This is a genomic window from Microbacterium sp. RD1 (assembly GCF_052220165.1).
Classification (GTDB): domain Bacteria; phylum Actinomycetota; class Actinomycetes; order Actinomycetales; family Microbacteriaceae; genus Microbacterium.
The window spans coordinates 1,658,100-1,672,402 of sequence record NZ_JBQPOL010000001.1 but is presented as its reverse complement, the minus strand read 5'-3'; the positions used below and the strand labels follow the sequence as shown (position 1 = coordinate 1,672,402).

14 protein-coding genes and 1 tRNA gene are annotated in these 14,303 nt (G+C 71.6%); 6 read left to right on the top strand and 9 right to left on the bottom strand.

Features of this window, described 5'->3' with window-relative positions:
- Positions 1–11 precede the first annotated feature (11 nt).
- The 5 genes from ACTU3I_RS08160 to ACTU3I_RS08140 are packed head-to-tail and all read right to left on the bottom strand — an operon-like array spanning position 12 to position 2,853.
- A complete protein-coding gene (locus tag ACTU3I_RS08160) occupies positions 12–344 on the bottom strand; it encodes a helicase (protein ID WP_442925162.1) in 333 nt (110 codons plus the stop codon).
- A complete protein-coding gene (locus tag ACTU3I_RS08155; RefSeq protein ID WP_442925161.1) occupies positions 344–643 on the bottom strand; it encodes a TadE family type IV pilus minor pilin in 300 nt (99 codons plus the stop codon). The genes ACTU3I_RS08160 and ACTU3I_RS08155 overlap by 1 nt, the downstream gene beginning before the upstream one ends.
- Before the next feature lie 35 nt (positions 644–678).
- Complete coding sequence (locus ACTU3I_RS08150) at positions 679–909, bottom strand: DUF4244 domain-containing protein (protein WP_442925160.1); 231 nt, start codon at positions 907–909, stop codon at positions 679–681.
- Positions 910–967: 58 nt separating this feature from the next.
- On the bottom strand, positions 968–1,849 hold the full coding sequence (locus ACTU3I_RS08145) for a type II secretion system F family protein (RefSeq protein WP_442925159.1): 882 nt from the start codon (positions 1,847–1,849) through the stop codon (positions 968–970).
- Positions 1,846–2,853, bottom strand: coding sequence for a TadA family conjugal transfer-associated ATPase (locus ACTU3I_RS08140; RefSeq protein ID WP_442925158.1), 1,008 nt, complete (start codon positions 2,851–2,853; stop codon positions 1,846–1,848). Before ACTU3I_RS08140 ends, ACTU3I_RS08145 begins: the two co-directional genes overlap by 4 nt.
- A 376-nt stretch (positions 2,854–3,229) precedes the next feature.
- Here ACTU3I_RS08140 and acs point away from each other — a divergent pair, with 376 nt between their 5' ends.
- A complete protein-coding gene (gene acs, locus ACTU3I_RS08135) occupies positions 3,230–5,200 on the top strand; it encodes an acetate--CoA ligase (RefSeq protein WP_442925157.1) in 1,971 nt (656 codons plus the stop codon).
- Positions 5,201–5,240: 40 nt separating this feature from the next.
- On the opposite strand, the gene ACTU3I_RS08130 is transcribed toward acs, so the two are convergent.
- Both ACTU3I_RS08130 and ACTU3I_RS08125 read right to left on the bottom strand, forming a co-directional pair.
- Entirely contained in the window at positions 5,241–5,708 is a 468-nt protein-coding gene (locus ACTU3I_RS08130; RefSeq protein ID WP_442925156.1) for a RidA family protein, read from the bottom strand.
- Positions 5,705–5,923, bottom strand: coding sequence for a DUF4177 domain-containing protein (locus tag ACTU3I_RS08125; protein WP_442925155.1), 219 nt, complete (start codon positions 5,921–5,923; stop codon positions 5,705–5,707). Before ACTU3I_RS08125 ends, ACTU3I_RS08130 begins: the two co-directional genes overlap by 4 nt.
- A 95-nt stretch (positions 5,924–6,018) precedes the next feature.
- Here ACTU3I_RS08125 and ACTU3I_RS08120 point away from each other — a divergent pair, with 95 nt between their 5' ends.
- The 5 genes from ACTU3I_RS08120 (at position 6,019) to ACTU3I_RS08100 (ending at position 12,294) form a co-directional block, all read left to right on the top strand.
- Positions 6,019–8,745 (top strand): transglycosylase domain-containing protein, encoded by a 2,727-nt coding sequence (locus ACTU3I_RS08120; protein WP_442925154.1) that lies wholly within the window; start codon positions 6,019–6,021, stop codon positions 8,743–8,745.
- Positions 8,746–9,672 (top strand): metallophosphoesterase, encoded by a 927-nt coding sequence (locus ACTU3I_RS08115; protein ID WP_442925153.1) that lies wholly within the window; start codon positions 8,746–8,748, stop codon positions 9,670–9,672.
- 127 nt (positions 9,673–9,799) lie between these two features.
- The gene (locus ACTU3I_RS08110) at positions 9,800–11,272 is read left to right on the top strand and encodes a hypothetical protein (RefSeq protein ID WP_442925152.1); all 1,473 of its coding nucleotides are present in this window, start codon (positions 9,800–9,802) and stop codon (positions 11,270–11,272) included.
- A gap of 51 nt (positions 11,273–11,323) precedes the next feature.
- Positions 11,324–11,397 (top strand) — tRNA-Pro (locus ACTU3I_RS08105).
- A 126-nt stretch (positions 11,398–11,523) separates the two neighbouring features.
- Positions 11,524–12,294 (top strand): HAD-IIB family hydrolase, encoded by a 771-nt coding sequence (locus ACTU3I_RS08100; RefSeq protein ID WP_442925151.1) that lies wholly within the window; start codon positions 11,524–11,526, stop codon positions 12,292–12,294.
- Positions 12,295–12,304: 10 nt separating this feature from the next.
- Here ACTU3I_RS08100 and ACTU3I_RS08095 read toward each other — a convergent pair whose 3' ends face one another.
- Both ACTU3I_RS08095 and ACTU3I_RS08090 read right to left on the bottom strand, forming a co-directional pair.
- Positions 12,305–13,564, bottom strand: coding sequence for an alpha-hydroxy acid oxidase (locus ACTU3I_RS08095; RefSeq protein ID WP_442925150.1), 1,260 nt, complete (start codon positions 13,562–13,564; stop codon positions 12,305–12,307).
- Positions 13,558–14,292 carry a FadR/GntR family transcriptional regulator gene (locus tag ACTU3I_RS08090; protein WP_442925149.1) on the bottom strand — a complete coding sequence of 245 codons (735 nt, stop codon included), beginning with the start codon at positions 14,290–14,292 and terminating at the stop codon, positions 13,558–13,560. Before ACTU3I_RS08090 ends, ACTU3I_RS08095 begins: the two co-directional genes overlap by 7 nt.
- Positions 14,293–14,303: the final 11 nt, after the last annotated feature.

The following is a 14,303-nucleotide window of genomic DNA, read 5'->3' as shown; positions in this document are numbered from 1 at the left end:
CGGCTCCGCACTCACTCGACGGCGACATTGCGCGGCGGGCCCGCGCGAGCGACCGCGCCCGCCGGGAAGACGCCCCACGACGCCGCGACGGAGACCGTCGCGACGAGTCCGTCCAGCACGCACGACGACACCGCCGCGCCGCCCGCGGCGGCGACCTCGGCGGCGCGTGCGCACGGCTGCCCGGTCACCGCGCCGCTGAGCGCGTCGGCCGCGGCCAGGGCTGCCGCATCCGCCACCCCGGCCAGCCGCTGAGCATGGACGGACGCGCCGGCCACCGCGCACAGCGACACCGCCAGGGTGGCGGAGGCGGCCAGCGCGCCCGCCGCGAGCAGCGTGCCGGGCATCACAGGCCCCCGGCCAGGGCACACGAGCGGGCGACCGCCTCGGGGAGCCCGGGAAGGGCGGCCGGGGCCCTGGCGACGACGCACACCAGGTCACCGCCCTCCTCGACGGCCGCAGAGCCCCCGGCAGCGGCCACGAGCGCCATGGCGCGCGCCGGTTCCTCACCCCGCGCGACCAGGCGGGCGGCGTCGGCCGCGGCGTCTTGCAGCCGCACCTGTCGCGCGCCCGCGCCCAACGCCCCGAGGCCCAGCAGCACGACGAGGAGAACGGCGGGGAGGGCGACGGCGAACTCCGCCGTCACCGCTCCCGCGTCCCCGAGCGCGCGACGCCTCCTCCTCATTCGACGGTGAGGGCCCGGCGGATGAGGTCGGTGAGGATGCCGCGCACCTCATCGCTGCGCATGATGACGACCAGCAGTCCCGCGAACGCGACAGCAGCCATCGTCGCGATCGCGTACTCGGCGGTCGCCGCACCGGTCTCATCGGCGAACAGCCGCCGTGCCCGCGCGCGGGTCAGGGGGCGGAGGGGCGGGCGGGAGAGGGCTCGGGGCGACGTTCGGTGGGTCATGGTGTTTCCCTTCTTCGGGGGCACGGTGGGGGGCACGGGTTCGACGGGCGCGTTGGGGTCACAGGCTCAGGACGCCGGAGGACAGGATGCTCAGGAGCATCGGGGCGACGCCCAGGAGAAGGAAGGCGGGCAGCGTGCAGACGCCCAGCGGCAGCAGCAGGCGGGCGGCGAGACGCGCCGCGCGCAGGCGCCCCTCGGTGCGCGCGCGATGCCGCGCCAGCCACGCCGAGGAGCGCAGCAGCTCCACCGCCGGCGCCCCCGCCGAGCGGGACAGGGCGAGGACGTCGTCGACCGCGGCATCCGCCGCCCCCGGGTCGGCGACCGAGACGAGCTCGCGGGCACGCGCGACGGATGCGCCGCCGGACAGGGCGATCGCCGTCAGCTCCGCCGTCATCCCCGGGATCGCGGAGTCGGGGCGGGCGCGGCGGATGAGAGCGGCGCTCCAGCGCTGCGCCGCCACCATGAGGCCGACGCCGATGGCGATGCACCCCCAGCCGGCGGGCGTGGCGGCGAGTACCCGCACCGTGTCGAATCCGAGCGTCGCGCCGAGGGCCACCGCCACGAGCGGGAGCCACCCCATGAGACGGGCGGTCGCGGCGGGCTCGGCGAGCGCCACCCGCACCTCGTCGGCGGCCTCCTGGCCGTCGCGGAGGGCCGCTGCGACGTCGCGGAGGCTCTCCGATAGGGGCGCCCCGACCGTCGATGCGATCGACCACGCCGCCGCGACCGCCCGCCACGCGCCGCCCTCGGCAGCGAGGGCTTCCGCGACATCCTCTCCCCGCACACCCGCCGCACGCACGCGTGCGGCGACGGCATCGCCGGCGTCATCCAGCGCGGTCCACGCGCGCGCCGGCGCGATCCCGGCGCGAAGCAGCACCGCCAGACGCAGCACGGTGTCGGCCGTGGCCGCCGCATCCGTCGCCGTAGGCGTGCGCCTCATCGCCACGGCCGCTCCTCGATCCGCAGGCGCCCCTGCTCGAGCACGGGCGCGCCGACACCGGCGATGCGGCGCACGCCGTCGCCACCCCGCTCGAGGTGCACGACGCATCCGATCGCGCTGACCACCTGCCGCGCGAGCGCGACGTCTTCCAGGCCTGCGAGCGCTCCGAGCGCCTCGAGCCGAGCCGCGACGTCGGGAAGGCCGTTCGCGTGGAGCGTCCCTGCGCCGCCGTCGTGGCCGGTGTTCAAGGCGGCGAGCAGGTCCCGCACCTCGGCACCGCGGCACTCGCCGACGACGAGCCGGTCGGGCCGCATCCGCAGCGCCTCGCGCACGAGCCGCGGCAGATCCACCCCGCCGACGCCCTCCAGATTCGGCTGCCGCGCTTCGAGCGCGACGTGGTGCGGGTGGCGCAGCCGCAACTCGGCGACGTCTTCTATCGTGACGATGCGATCGGTCGCCGGAGCGCGCGACAGGAGGGCCGACAGCAGCGTGGTCTTCCCCGAGCCGGCGGCGCCGGTGATCAGGACGTTGACCCGGTCATCGACGAGGCCGACCAGACGTTCCCGGCCGCGGGCGTCGGTGAGACCGCCGGCGACCAGCGCGTCGAGATCGGGGGCCAGAAGACGGGGCACGCGGATCGACAGCGTGGTACCGGCGTGCGCGATGGGCGGCAGCACCGCGTGGACGCGGATCCCGCCGGCGAGTCGCACGTCCACGCACGGGGTCGCGTCGTCGATGTGGCGCCCTCCCGCGCCGATGAGGGCGACGGCGAGATCGCGCACATCCGACTCGGCGGCGCGCCATTCGGGGACCCTCCGAGGACCCCCTCCGCGGTCGACGAACAGCCCTCCCGCGCCGTTCACGAAGAGATCGGTGACATCGCCGTCGGCGAGGAAGCGGACGAAGGGCGCCAGCGCCGGTTCGTGGTCGATCGTTGCTGCCGGCTCGTCGGCTCCCACGGGACGTCGCGCGCCGCGGGGGCGGACGACGAACGCTTCGGGCATGGGGCGACGCTACGGCGCAGCACCGGATGCAGCGGCGCCGCAGCATCCGATCGGTGGACAGCGCTTCACTCGCCGCGCTTGGGGAGGAGCATCGCCGGCAGGGAGGGTCGGAGGAGGCGGCATCCCATCTGGGGGGAAACGGGATGCCGCCGCACGACGGGCAGTATGGGGGGCCACACCCGTCGCGATGCCGAATCGATGTCCGGGCGCATCCACCATACGCACATCGCCGGAGTGCGCAACTCAGGCGGACCTAAGCCGAACCCAACTATCGGAGGTAGTCCGCGCCTGCGGCCGGAACTAGATTGTGCGATGTCGCGACGCGCCCGTCGGCCGCGCGGCCATGTCCCGCCAGGGTTTCCGCGAAGGAGCGCGCATGAGCAGCCAGATCGACCACCTCCTGTCCGAGACACGTCGGTTCGCCCCGTCGGAGGACTTCGCCGCCGCCGCCGTCGGCACCGCCGACCTGTACGAACGCGCCGCGGCCGACCGCGAGGGCTTCTGGGCCGATCAGGCGCGGGAGCTGCTGCACTGGCACACGCCGTTCACGCAGGGCCTGGACTGGTCGAACCCGCCGTTCGCGACCTGGTTCGCCGACGGCGAGTTGAACGTGGCGTACAACTGCCTCGACCGTCACGTCGAGGCGGGCAACGGCGACCGTGTCGCGCTGCTGTGGGAGGGCGAGCCGGGCGAGGAGCGCCGCGTCACGTACGCGGAGCTCACCGAGGAGGTCAAGCGCGTCGCGAACGTCCTCACCGATCTCGGCGTCGGGCACGGCGACCGCGTGGCCATCTACCTGCCGATGATCCCCGAGGCTGTCGCGGCGATGCTCGCCGTCGCTCGCATCGGCGCGATCCACTCGGTCGTCTTCGGCGGGTTCTCCGCCGACAGCCTGCGCGCCCGCATCGACGACGCCGGAGCCAAGGTCGTGATCACGGCCGACGGCGGCTACCGCAAGGGCAAGGTCTCGCCGCTCAAGCCCGCCGTCGACCTCGCACTGGGCGATCGCAACGGCTCCGGTCCGCAGGCCTCCGTCGAGCACGTCCTGGTCGTGCGCCGGGGCGGCAACGACGTGGACTGGGATGCCGACCGCGACATCTGGTGGCATGAGGCCGTCGCCGCCGCATCCGCCGAGCACGAGGCGCAGGCGTTCCCCGCCGAGAACCCGCTGTTCATCCTCTACACCTCCGGCACCACCGGGAAGCCGAAGGGGATCCTCCACACCTCCGGCGGCTACCTCGCGCAGGCCGCGTTCACGAACCGGGTCGTGCACGACATCCACCCGGAGTCCGACGTGTACTGGTGCACGGCCGACATCGGCTGGATCACCGGGCACACCTACGTCACCTACGGTCCTCTCGCCAACGGCGCGACCCAGGTGCTGTACGAGGGGACACCCGACACGCCGCACCCGGGGCGCTGGTGGGAGGTCATCGAGAAGTACGGCGTCACGGTCTTCTACACCGCTCCCACCGCGATCCGCTCCTTCATGAAGATCGGCCGCGAGGTGCCGCAGCGCTTCGACCTGTCGTCGCTGCGCCTGCTCGGATCCGTGGGTGAACCGATCAACCCCGAGGCGTGGATCTGGTACCGCAACATCATCGGCGGGGAGTCCACGCCGATCGTCGACACCTGGTGGCAGACCGAGACCGGCGCGATCATGATCTCGGCGCTGCCGGGCATCACCGAGACGAAGCCCGGCTCGGCGCAGGTGCCGCTCCCGGGCATTGCGATCGACGTCGTCGACGACGCCGGCGAGCACGTCGGCAACGGCAACGGCGGCCTGCTCGTGATCACCGAGCCCTGGCCGAGCATGCTCCGCGGCATCTGGGGCGACCCGGAGCGGTTCAAGGAGACGTACTGGGACAAGTTCGCCGATCAGGGCTTCTACTTCGCCGGCGACGGCGCGCGCCTCGACGACGACGGCGACGTGTGGCTCCTCGGACGCGTCGACGACGTCATGAACGTGTCGGGCCACCGCCTCTCCACGGCCGAGATCGAGTCAGCGCTCGTGGGCAACGAGGCCGTCGCCGAGTCGGCGGTGGTCGGAGCATCCGACGAGACGACCGGGCAGGCGGTCGTGGCGTTCGTGATCGTCAAGGAGAGCTTCCTCAAAGCGCACTCCCCCGAGGGGCTCGCCGACACGTTGCGCAAGTGGGTCGGCGAGCAGATCGGGCCGATCGCGCGCCCCCGGGACATCTACATCGTGGGCGAACTGCCCAAGACCCGCTCCGGCAAGATCATGCGGCGCCTGCTGCGCGATGTCGCCGAGGGCCGCGAGGTCGGCGACACGACGACCCTCGCCGACACGGCGGTGATGAGCGTCATCAGCAAGCAGGTCAAGTAGCCGAGACCCCGGTCGCTCGCCCTCCCCACGGGCAGGGCGGTCAGGCGAGGGTGAAGATGACCTCGACCTCGACGGGGCTGTCCAGCGGCAGCACGGGCACGCCCACGGCCGAGCGGGCGTGACGCCCGGCGTCGCCGAAGACCTCGCCGAGCAGCTCGCTGGCGCCGTTGATGACCCCCGGCTGACCGGTGAACTGCGGCACGGATGCGACGAATCCGGTGACCTTCAGAACGCCGGTGATCCGCTCGAGCCCGCCCGCCGCATCCGCCGCCGCGGCGATCGCGTTGAGGGCGCACAGCCGCGCATACTCGTACGCGTCGGTCGGGGGAACGAGCCCGTGCCCGTCGCCGACCTTGCCGGTGGCCGGCAGCACGCCCGACACGAAGGGGAGCTGGCCGGCCGTGAAGACGAGGTCGCCGTAGACCTTCGCGGGCACGTACGCTCCGGCGGGAGCCGAGACGGCGGGAAGATCGATGCCCAGCTCGGCGAGCCTGTCGGCGGCGCTCATGCCTGCTCTCCGAACTGCTGGGAGGCCTGCGCGGCGGGGCCGAGGCCCGCGTTCTCCGCTCCCCCGCCGCTCGGGCGCTTGAAGTAGCCGACCAGGCCGCCCTCAGGGCCGGTCACGACCTGCACGAGCTCCCAGCCCTGCTTGCCCCAGTTGTTGAGGATCGCGGCGGTGTTGTGGACGAGAAGGGGTGCCGTGAGGTATTCCCACGTGGTCATCGCAGCTCCGGAAGGTCGGTTGGCGAAGGAGTCGAAGGCCCGTTCCACGCATGCCTATCAAGGCTTCGCCCAGGTACTTGGCTTAGCATCACCCTATGCCCGATCAGAAACGGACGACGTCCGGCGTGCTCGGAGGCCTCGCCGGCCTCGTCGGTTTGAGCGCGGTCGCCGGTGTTCTCATCACCGCCACCGTGACCCCGGCGATCGCCGTTTCGGGGGCTGCCGCCTCGAGCGCCATCTCCATCTTCGACAACATGCCGAGCTACCTCGAGATCGACGAGGTCATGCAGCCGACCGAGCTGTTCACGCAGAACCCCGACAACGGCGAGTGGGAGCTGTTCACGCAGTTCTTCGAGCAGAACCGCTCCGTCGTCACGTTCGACCAGGTCGCGCCCGTCATGTACGACGCTGTCCTCTCGTCGGAGGACCCCCGGTTCTACCAGCACGGCGGCGTCGACCTCATCGGCACGACCCGCGCGCTCCTCAGCAACGCCGCCGGTGGTGTGACCCAGGGCGGCTCGTCGATCAGTCAGCAGTACGTCAAGAACGTCCTCATCCAGCGGTGCGAAGCCAACGCGACCGAGGAGAAGAACGAAGACGGCACGACCAAGGTCACGCTCGACGAGGCCAAGCAGCAGTGCTTCCTCGAGGCGACGCAGTCCTCGGGCGTCGAGGGCTACGAGCGCAAGCTGCAGGAGATGCGCTACGCCATCCAGCTCGAGAACGAGTACTCCAAGAACGACATCCTGCTCGCCTACCTGAACATCGCGAACTTCGGCGGCATCACCTACAGCGTCGACGCGGCCGCAAAGCGCTATTTCGGCGTTCCGGCGTCGCAGCTGTCCGTGGCCCAGGCCGCCACGCTCGCCGGTGTCGTGCAGAACCCGAACATCTATCGCATTGACCAGCCCGAGCGCGAGGACAACGGCGCGGCGAACGGCGTGGTCGAGAACCGTGACATCCTCCCCGCGCTCAACCGCAAGCTCGAGGCGGGCGAGATCACCGAGGAGCAGTACGTCGCCGCCGGCGACGCCTACAACGTCACCAAGGGGCGGCAGCTCTACGTGCTCGGACGCCTTCTCGAAGACGGCAAGATCACCCAGGAGCAGTACGACGCCGCGGTGATCGAGCCGATCACCCCCAACATCCAGCAGCCGCAGACCGGATGCGAGTCCACCGGCGCCGCCGCCTACTTCTGCCAGTACGCCGTGTCGGTCATCCGCAACGACAAGGCCTTCGGCGAGACCGACGCCGACCGTGAGCGCGCCCTCAAGCGCGGCGGCCTGCGGGTGTACCTCACGATGGACCGCCGCGTGCAGCTGGCTGCCGAGACCGCGATCGCCCAGTACGCCCCCGTGACGATGCCGAACACGCGCTACGGCGCCACCTCGGTGAGCGTCGAGGCCGGAACGGGCAAGGTGCTGGCCATCGCGCAGAACACCAAGTTCACCGAAGACCGCGACCTCGCCATCGCCGATCCGGCATACACCTCCATCGTGTACGCGGGCGACCCCGTCTTCGGTGCATCGAACGGCTTCTCGGCCGGATCGACGTTCAAGATCTTCACCCTTGTCGACTGGCTCGAAAAGGGACACTCGGTCAACGAGTCCGTCGACGGCCGGTCGCGGATCATCAAGAAGTTCACCAACAGCTGTATCGGCGACGTCTTCAACTCGACATGGAAGGCGAACAACTTCGGCGGCGGCAACGGCGGCGTCGGCACACCCATGTCGTTCACGTCGGCATCGCTGAACTCCGGCTTCGTCGCGATGGCCGCCGAGCTCGACCTGTGCGACATCGGGAAGGTGGCCGCCCGGATGGGCGTGTACGCCAACTCGAAGGTGAACGAAGAGGGTGCGACGGTTCGCACCAGCCCCCTCAACGACACCGCCGAGCCGCTCGCGATCAACGGCCCCGCACAGATCATCGGCCCCGACGCCGTCTCGCCGATGGCGATGGCCGGGGCGTTCGCGACGGTCGCCAGCGGCGGCATCCAGTGCGAGCCGCAGGTCATCGACCACGTCACCGATGCGGACGGCAACGAGCTGCCCAAGCCGGAACGCACCTGCACTCCGGCCCTCACGCCGGAGGTCGCCGCCACCGCGGCGTACGCCCTGCAGGGGGTCATGAACGGCGGAACCGGTAGCGGAGCGAACCCGCGCGACGGCGTCGCGGTCCTCGGCAAGACGGGCTCGCACGAACTGACCCAGACCTGGATGGTCGAGTCCAGCACCAAGGTGGCCACGGCGGTCTGGGCGGGCAACGCCGACGGGGCGCTGAACCCGTTCCGCAACAGCTACCGCGGCATCCAGCTGTCCAACATCCGCTATCCGATCGCCAGGGCCGTGCAGTCGGTCGCGAACGACATCTACGGCGGAGAGCGGTCGTTCCCCGCCCCGGACAACAACCTCACGCGCCGGGTCACCAAGGAAGTGCCCAACGTCGTCGGACAGACGATCGAGCAGGCGACGGCGACTCTGGAGAACGCGGGGTGGGAGGTCATCGTGGGTCCGCCGGTCGATTCCGACCAGGCGACCGACATCGTCGCCGCGCAGAGCCCGGCGGGTTCCGCGCCCGGCGGCACTCCCGTGACGATCAGCCCCAGCAACGGCCAGGCGGCTCCGATCCCGGATGTCGCCGGCATGCCGCAGAACGCTGCCAGATCGACGCTGCTCAGCGCGGGATTCACCAATCTCTTGGAGGCGTGTACGCCCGGCGGGCCCGAGGGCCCGGCGACGGCGACCGGCACCAGCCCGGCAGCCGGATCGGTGGTCTCCCGTGCAGCGGGCATCACCGTGAGCTACAGCGCGAAGAACTGCTGAGTGGCGGCGGGACCGATCACTCGTATCGCCCTCACGGCCCTCGGGACCGTGGGGGCGGTCGGCGCCGCCACGGCGGTATGGGGTGTGGGCATCGAGCGCTACCTGTTCACCGTCCGTTACAGCGCTCTGCGGATCCTTCCGGAGGATGCCACCCCCGTGCGGGTGCTGCACCTCTCCGACGCGCACATGGCGCCGTGGCAGCGCCGCAAGCAGCGGTGGATCGCGGGCCTCGCCGACCTTCGTCCCGACTTCATCGTGAACACCGGCGACAACCTCGGTCACGCCGAGGGGCTCGACGGCATCCGGCGCGCCTTCGCGCCCTTCGCCGGCATCCCCGGGGTCTTCGTGCACGGCTCCAACGACAAGCAGGCCCCCTCCCCGCGCAATCCCGTGCTGTACTTCGCCGGGCCCTCCCGACGCGACCATCGCGCGCAGAAGCTCGATGTGGACGCCCTCGACCGCTACCTCGGCGATGAGCTGGGGTGGGCGGATGTCGACAACACGGCGACGCTCGTCACCGCCGCGGGGGTCCGCATCCGCGCCTTCGGTGTGGATGACGCGCACCGCGACGGCGACGACCTCGCCGCGGCGCGGGCGGCTCTGGGGGCGGTGACCGCCGGGGACGTGACGATCGGGGTCACGCACGCCCCCTACCGGCGCGTGCTGGACGCATTCGTCGATGACGGGGCGGACCTCATCCTCGCCGGCCACACCCACGGTGGTCAGGTGCGGATCCCGGGGAGCGCGAAGGCGCTGGTGGCCAACTGCGACATTCCCCTCGAGCAGGCACGCGGCTTGAGCACGTGGGAGGTCGGGGGGCGCGCTGTGCCGCTGAACGTCAGCGCCGGCCTCGGTCACTCGATCTACGCGCCGGTGCGCTTCGCGTGCCGCCCCGAGGTCACGCTTCTCACGCTCCTCCCGCGCTGAGCGTCGGGCCGCCACCTCTCCTCCCCAGCCGCCCTCCCGGGCGCCCTCTCCACAATCGCGCTCCTGCCGGCTCCCTCGCGCCACGCGCCATCGCACGATCGACGGACACCCCGCCGAAAGGATCGCGATGACCCCCGTGCCCGCCTCCCCCGTCCGACGACAGCTCGGCCTCTGGACCCTCGTCCTGAGCCTGTTCGCGGTGCTCGCTCCCCTGGTGCTGTGGGCGTCCCCCGCATCCGCCGCGTCGCAGGGCGCCGGGTTCGGTTCGTGGGCACCCCGCTCCGCCCTGGGCTGGCACGGCTCGATGATCGCCGGCGGAATGCACACCTACTGCATCCTGCCGGGCTCCCTCGTGCCGACGGATTCGAGCGTGGACAACGGCGTGCGCGGGGACGCCGGCGGGCTCTCTCCCCAGCAGCTCGTCGCCATCAACCATCTCGTGACCACTCACGGGCAGACCGACGACCCGGTCGAGGCCGCCAGCGTCGGCTGGGCGGTGAAGGCGATCGCCGATCGCGAGGCCACGGTGCACGCCTTCGGCCACACCGGCGACTCGCTGTCGGGGATGATCGACTGGATCTTCTCGCGACTCGCGCCGGAGCACTCGGCCGCCGTCCAGCAGCGTGCGGAGGCGCTCTACGCCGAGGCCGTGGACGTGCCCGTCCCCGCCATGGATGCCTCGCTGTACCTCACGAGGGACGAGGACGATCCGCGTCGGGGTACCGTGCGGATGGACGGCGGCGCCGGCACGACCGCCGTCCTGACGCTCCAGAACGCCGTCTTCACCGATTCCGGGTCGGCCACGCGCGAGCACGTCGCCCCGGGTTCGACGTGGGAGATCACGGCCATCCCTCCGGACGAGACCGGCGCACCGTTCACCGTCCGGGCCCATGGCGTGGTGTCGGCGGCGATCGCGCCCGCCGTTCGGTACTTCACCACCGCCGGACACCAGAGCACCGCCGGACCCGGCGGTGGGGTGAGCTACGAGATCGAGGCGGCCGACTCGGCACCGCGCCCGGTCGTCTTCTCACCGGGACTCACCACGCAGGTCGCCTCCCCGGAGGCAGCATCCGGCCCGTTCGTCGACGATGTGACGCTCAGCGCGGTGGAGGGCGCGTGGCCGCGGTTCGGCGACGGATCGTTCGTGCCGGTTCGCGCGACGGCGGTGGTGTACCGCACGGATGCCGCGCCGGTCGGGCCCGACGTGCCGGCGGATGCCGTGCCGGTGGGCGATCTCGCCCTGATCGCCGACCCCGCGCGCGGTGCAGGCACCTATCGGGTCACGTCGGAGTGGGAGATCCCCGGCCCTGGCTACTACACCGCGGTGTGGGAGATCGCGGCCGCCGCGCAGGCCCCCGAGGTCACCGTCCACCTCGAGCGGGACTACCGCTGGGCGGAGGAGTTCGCCACCCCGTCGCAGATCGTGCACGTCCCCACGCCGCCGCCGGCACCCGCTGACACACCCCGCGCCCTCGCCGCCACCGGGCTGTGGGACGACGCGGGTCCGCGTCTGGCTGCGGGCGGGCTCGCCGCCATGGCGGCCGGTGGCGCGCTGCTCGCGCACCTGTCTGCTCGACGCCGCGCCCGCCATGGCGGCTGAGGCATGGTTCGAAGCGGGATCGGGTTCGGGTTAGACTCGGAGGGTTGTTTCCGGGGTGTGGCGCAGCTTGGTAGCGCGCTTCGTTCGGGACGAAGAGGCCGCAGGTTCAAATCCTGTCACCCCGACCGGAACGACGAAGGGCCGACCCGCGAGGGCCGGCCCTTGGTCTTCCGCCCACCCGCACGCGTGCGAGCCCCGTCGAGACGTCCCGTCCGCCCATACGATGGAGGCTCCGCCCGAGAAGGAGCATCGTGCCCGAACCCGCGCCCCGCCTCGTCGCGTTCGACCTCGACGACACGCTCGCACCCTCCAAGACCGCCATCGACCCGCGCATCGGCGCCCTGCTGATCGCGCTCGCGGAGCGCGTCGAGGTGGCGATCATCTCCGGTGGTCAGCTCGCGCAGTTCCGTACGCAGGTCGTCGAGCGCCTTCCCGGGGCATCCGTCGAGACGCTTTCGCACGTGCATCTGATGCCCACGTGCGGCACCCAGTACTACCGACTCGGCCCCGACGGCCTCGAGACGATCTACGCGCACTCCCTCACCGACGACGAGAAGTCACGCGCCCTCGCCGCCGTCGAGGAGGAGGCGCGGCGTCTCGGTTTGTGGGAGAGCGAGACGTGGGGTCCGATCCTCGAAGACCGCGGCTCGCAGATCACCTTCTCCGCACTCGGGCAGAAGGCCCCGCTCGATGCCAAGACGGCGTGGGATCCCCGTGGGGCGAAGAAGAACGCCCTCCGCGAAGCGGTCGCGGCGCGCCTGCCCGACCTCGAAGTCCGCTCGGGCGGGTCGACCTCGGTGGACATCACCCACCGCGGGATCGACAAGGCCTACGGCATGACGCAGCTCGCCGAGGTCACCGGCATCCCGCTCGGCGACATGCTGTTCGTCGGCGACCGGCTCGATCCCGACGGCAACGACTACCCCGTTCTCGCCCTCGGCGTGCCCTGCCACGCGGTCGAGGGCTGGCCCGACACCGCCGAATTCCTCGACGAGCTCCTTCCCTCGCTCCCCGTCCGCTGACCCGTTCGCGTCAGGACGACACCGGCTGCGCCGAGCGCTCCCCCACGGGCACGAGCCGCGTGAGCTGCGTGACATGCGACGGCTCGAGGTCGGTCAGCGACGAGACCCCGAGGAGGGCCATCGTGCGCTCGATCTCGGTCCGCAGGATCTCGATCGCGCGATCGACTCCCGCCCGCCCACCGGCCATCAGCCCGTACAGATAGGCGCGGCCGATCAGCGTGAACTTCGCGCCCAGCGCGACGGAGGCGACGATGTCGGCGCCGTTCATGATGCCCGTGTCGATCATGATCGTGGCGTCGGCGCCCACCTCCCGCACCACGTGCGGGAGCAGATGGAACGGGATGGGCGCACGGTCGAGCTGGCGCCCACCGTGGTTGGACAGCACGATGCCGTCCACTCCGGCATCCACCAGGCGCACCGCATCCGGAACGCTCTGCACCCCCTTGATGACGATCTTCCCCGGCCACATGTCGCGGATCACGTCGAGGTCGTCGAAGCTGATCGTCGGGTCCATCGCGGCGTTGAGCAGGTCCCCCACCGTGCCCCCGGTGTCGGTGAGCGAGGCGAACTCCAGCTTCGGCGTCGTGAGGAAGTCGATCCACCACCACGGCCGCGGCAGGGCATCGACGATCGTGCCCAGGGTCAGCTGCGGCGGAATGGAGAACCCGTTGCGTTTGTCGCGCAGCCGTGCACCCGCGATCGGGGTGTCCACCGTGAACATGAGGGTGTCGAAACCGGCCTCGCCCGCCCGACGGACGAGATCGTAGGAGATGTCGCGGTCGCGCATGACGTAGAGCTGAAACCAGTTGCGCCCGCGCGGATTGGCCGCCTTCACCCCTTCGATCGACGTCGTGCCGAGCGTCGAGAGCGTGAACGGGATCCCCGCGGCCGCGGCGGCGGACGCGCCCGCCGTCTCACCCTCCGTCTGCATGAGGCGGGTGAATCCGGTCGGGGCGATGCCGAAGGGAAGCTCGCTCGGACCACCGAGGATCGTCGTCGACGTGTCGACGCGGTCGGCCGGACGGAGGATCCGCGGGTGGAACTCGATGTCCTCGAAGGCCTGACGGGCGCGGGCGAGCGAGAGCTCGCCCTCCGCGGCGCCGTCGGTGTAGTCGAAGGCCGCCTTCGGGGTCCGGCGAGCGGCGATCCTCCGCAGGTCCGAGATGGTGAGCGCGGAGCTGAGGCGCCGCCGCTTCGGGTGCAGATCCGGCGCCTTGAACCTCATCAGCTCGAAGATCTCGGCGGGCCGGGGCAGCTGACGGTTCACCATGCGGTGTCCTCTCCGTTGCGGGGGTGAGCGAGGCCTGCGTCGGCGTAGTACCGGGCGATGTGGTCTCGCACGAGACGGTGAGCTGTCTCCCCGTCGCCGGCCTCCACGGCCTCGACGATGCGACGATGCTCGACGCGCAGCCGCGCCGCCGTCGCCGTCCAGTCGTCCATCGCCTGGGCGCCCGCCACCACGTACGACTCGATGGCCGTGCGCATGCCCTCCATCATCGCGGCGGCGACGACGTTTCCCGACGCCTCCGTGAGAGCGAGATGCAGCTGAGCGTCGAGGGCCAGGAACTCCTCGACCGAAAGACCCTCGGCGTCCATCGCGTCGAGGACGGCGCGAGCGGATGCGGTGTCGCGGTCGGGAGCGCCGGCGAGGACTTCGACGGCGGCGGTCTCGAGGGCGATGCGGGTACGCACGACGTCGGCCACCGGGAATCCAGTCGCGGCGACCTGCAGGCGCAGAAGGGCGGACAGGCCGCCGCGTGGCGCGGCGACGATCATCGCCCCGGACGTCGGGCCCGACCCCGTCGCGGTGCGCAGCAGGCCCAGCACTTCCAGCACGCGCAGCGCCTCGCGGACGCTTGATCGACCGACGCCCAGCTGGGCCGCGAGCTCGCGTTCGGGGGCGAGCCGGTCGCCCGGGGCGAGCCGGCCGGCGCGCAGGTCGGCCTCGACGCGGGCGAGCACCAGCTCCCACGCGCGCGGCGTCGCCTGTCCGTCCATGTGACCTCCTG

Coding starts and splice junctions, on each gene's coding strand:
- ACTU3I_RS08160 (WP_442925162.1), bottom strand. CDS start 344: ATGCCCGGCACGCTGCTCGCGGCGGGCGCGCTGGCCGCCTCCGCCACC.
- ACTU3I_RS08150 (WP_442925160.1), bottom strand. CDS start 909: ATGACCCACCGAACGTCGCCCCGAGCCCTCTCCCGCCCGCCCCTCCGC.
- ACTU3I_RS08145 (WP_442925159.1), bottom strand. CDS start 1,849: ATGAGGCGCACGCCTACGGCGACGGATGCGGCGGCCACGGCCGACACC.
- ACTU3I_RS08140 (WP_442925158.1), bottom strand. CDS start 2,853: ATGCCCGAAGCGTTCGTCGTCCGCCCCCGCGGCGCGCGACGTCCCGTG.
- acs (WP_442925157.1), top strand. CDS start 3,230: ATGAGCAGCCAGATCGACCACCTCCTGTCCGAGACACGTCGGTTCGCC.
- ACTU3I_RS08130 (WP_442925156.1), bottom strand. CDS start 5,708: ATGAGCGCCGCCGACAGGCTCGCCGAGCTGGGCATCGATCTTCCCGCC.
- ACTU3I_RS08125 (WP_442925155.1), bottom strand. CDS start 5,923: ATGACCACGTGGGAATACCTCACGGCACCCCTTCTCGTCCACAACACC.
- ACTU3I_RS08120 (WP_442925154.1), top strand. CDS start 6,019: ATGCCCGATCAGAAACGGACGACGTCCGGCGTGCTCGGAGGCCTCGCC.
- ACTU3I_RS08110 (WP_442925152.1), top strand. CDS start 9,800: ATGACCCCCGTGCCCGCCTCCCCCGTCCGACGACAGCTCGGCCTCTGG.
- ACTU3I_RS08095 (WP_442925150.1), bottom strand. CDS start 13,564: ATGGTGAACCGTCAGCTGCCCCGGCCCGCCGAGATCTTCGAGCTGATG.
- ACTU3I_RS08090 (WP_442925149.1), bottom strand. CDS start 14,292: ATGGACGGACAGGCGACGCCGCGCGCGTGGGAGCTGGTGCTCGCCCGC.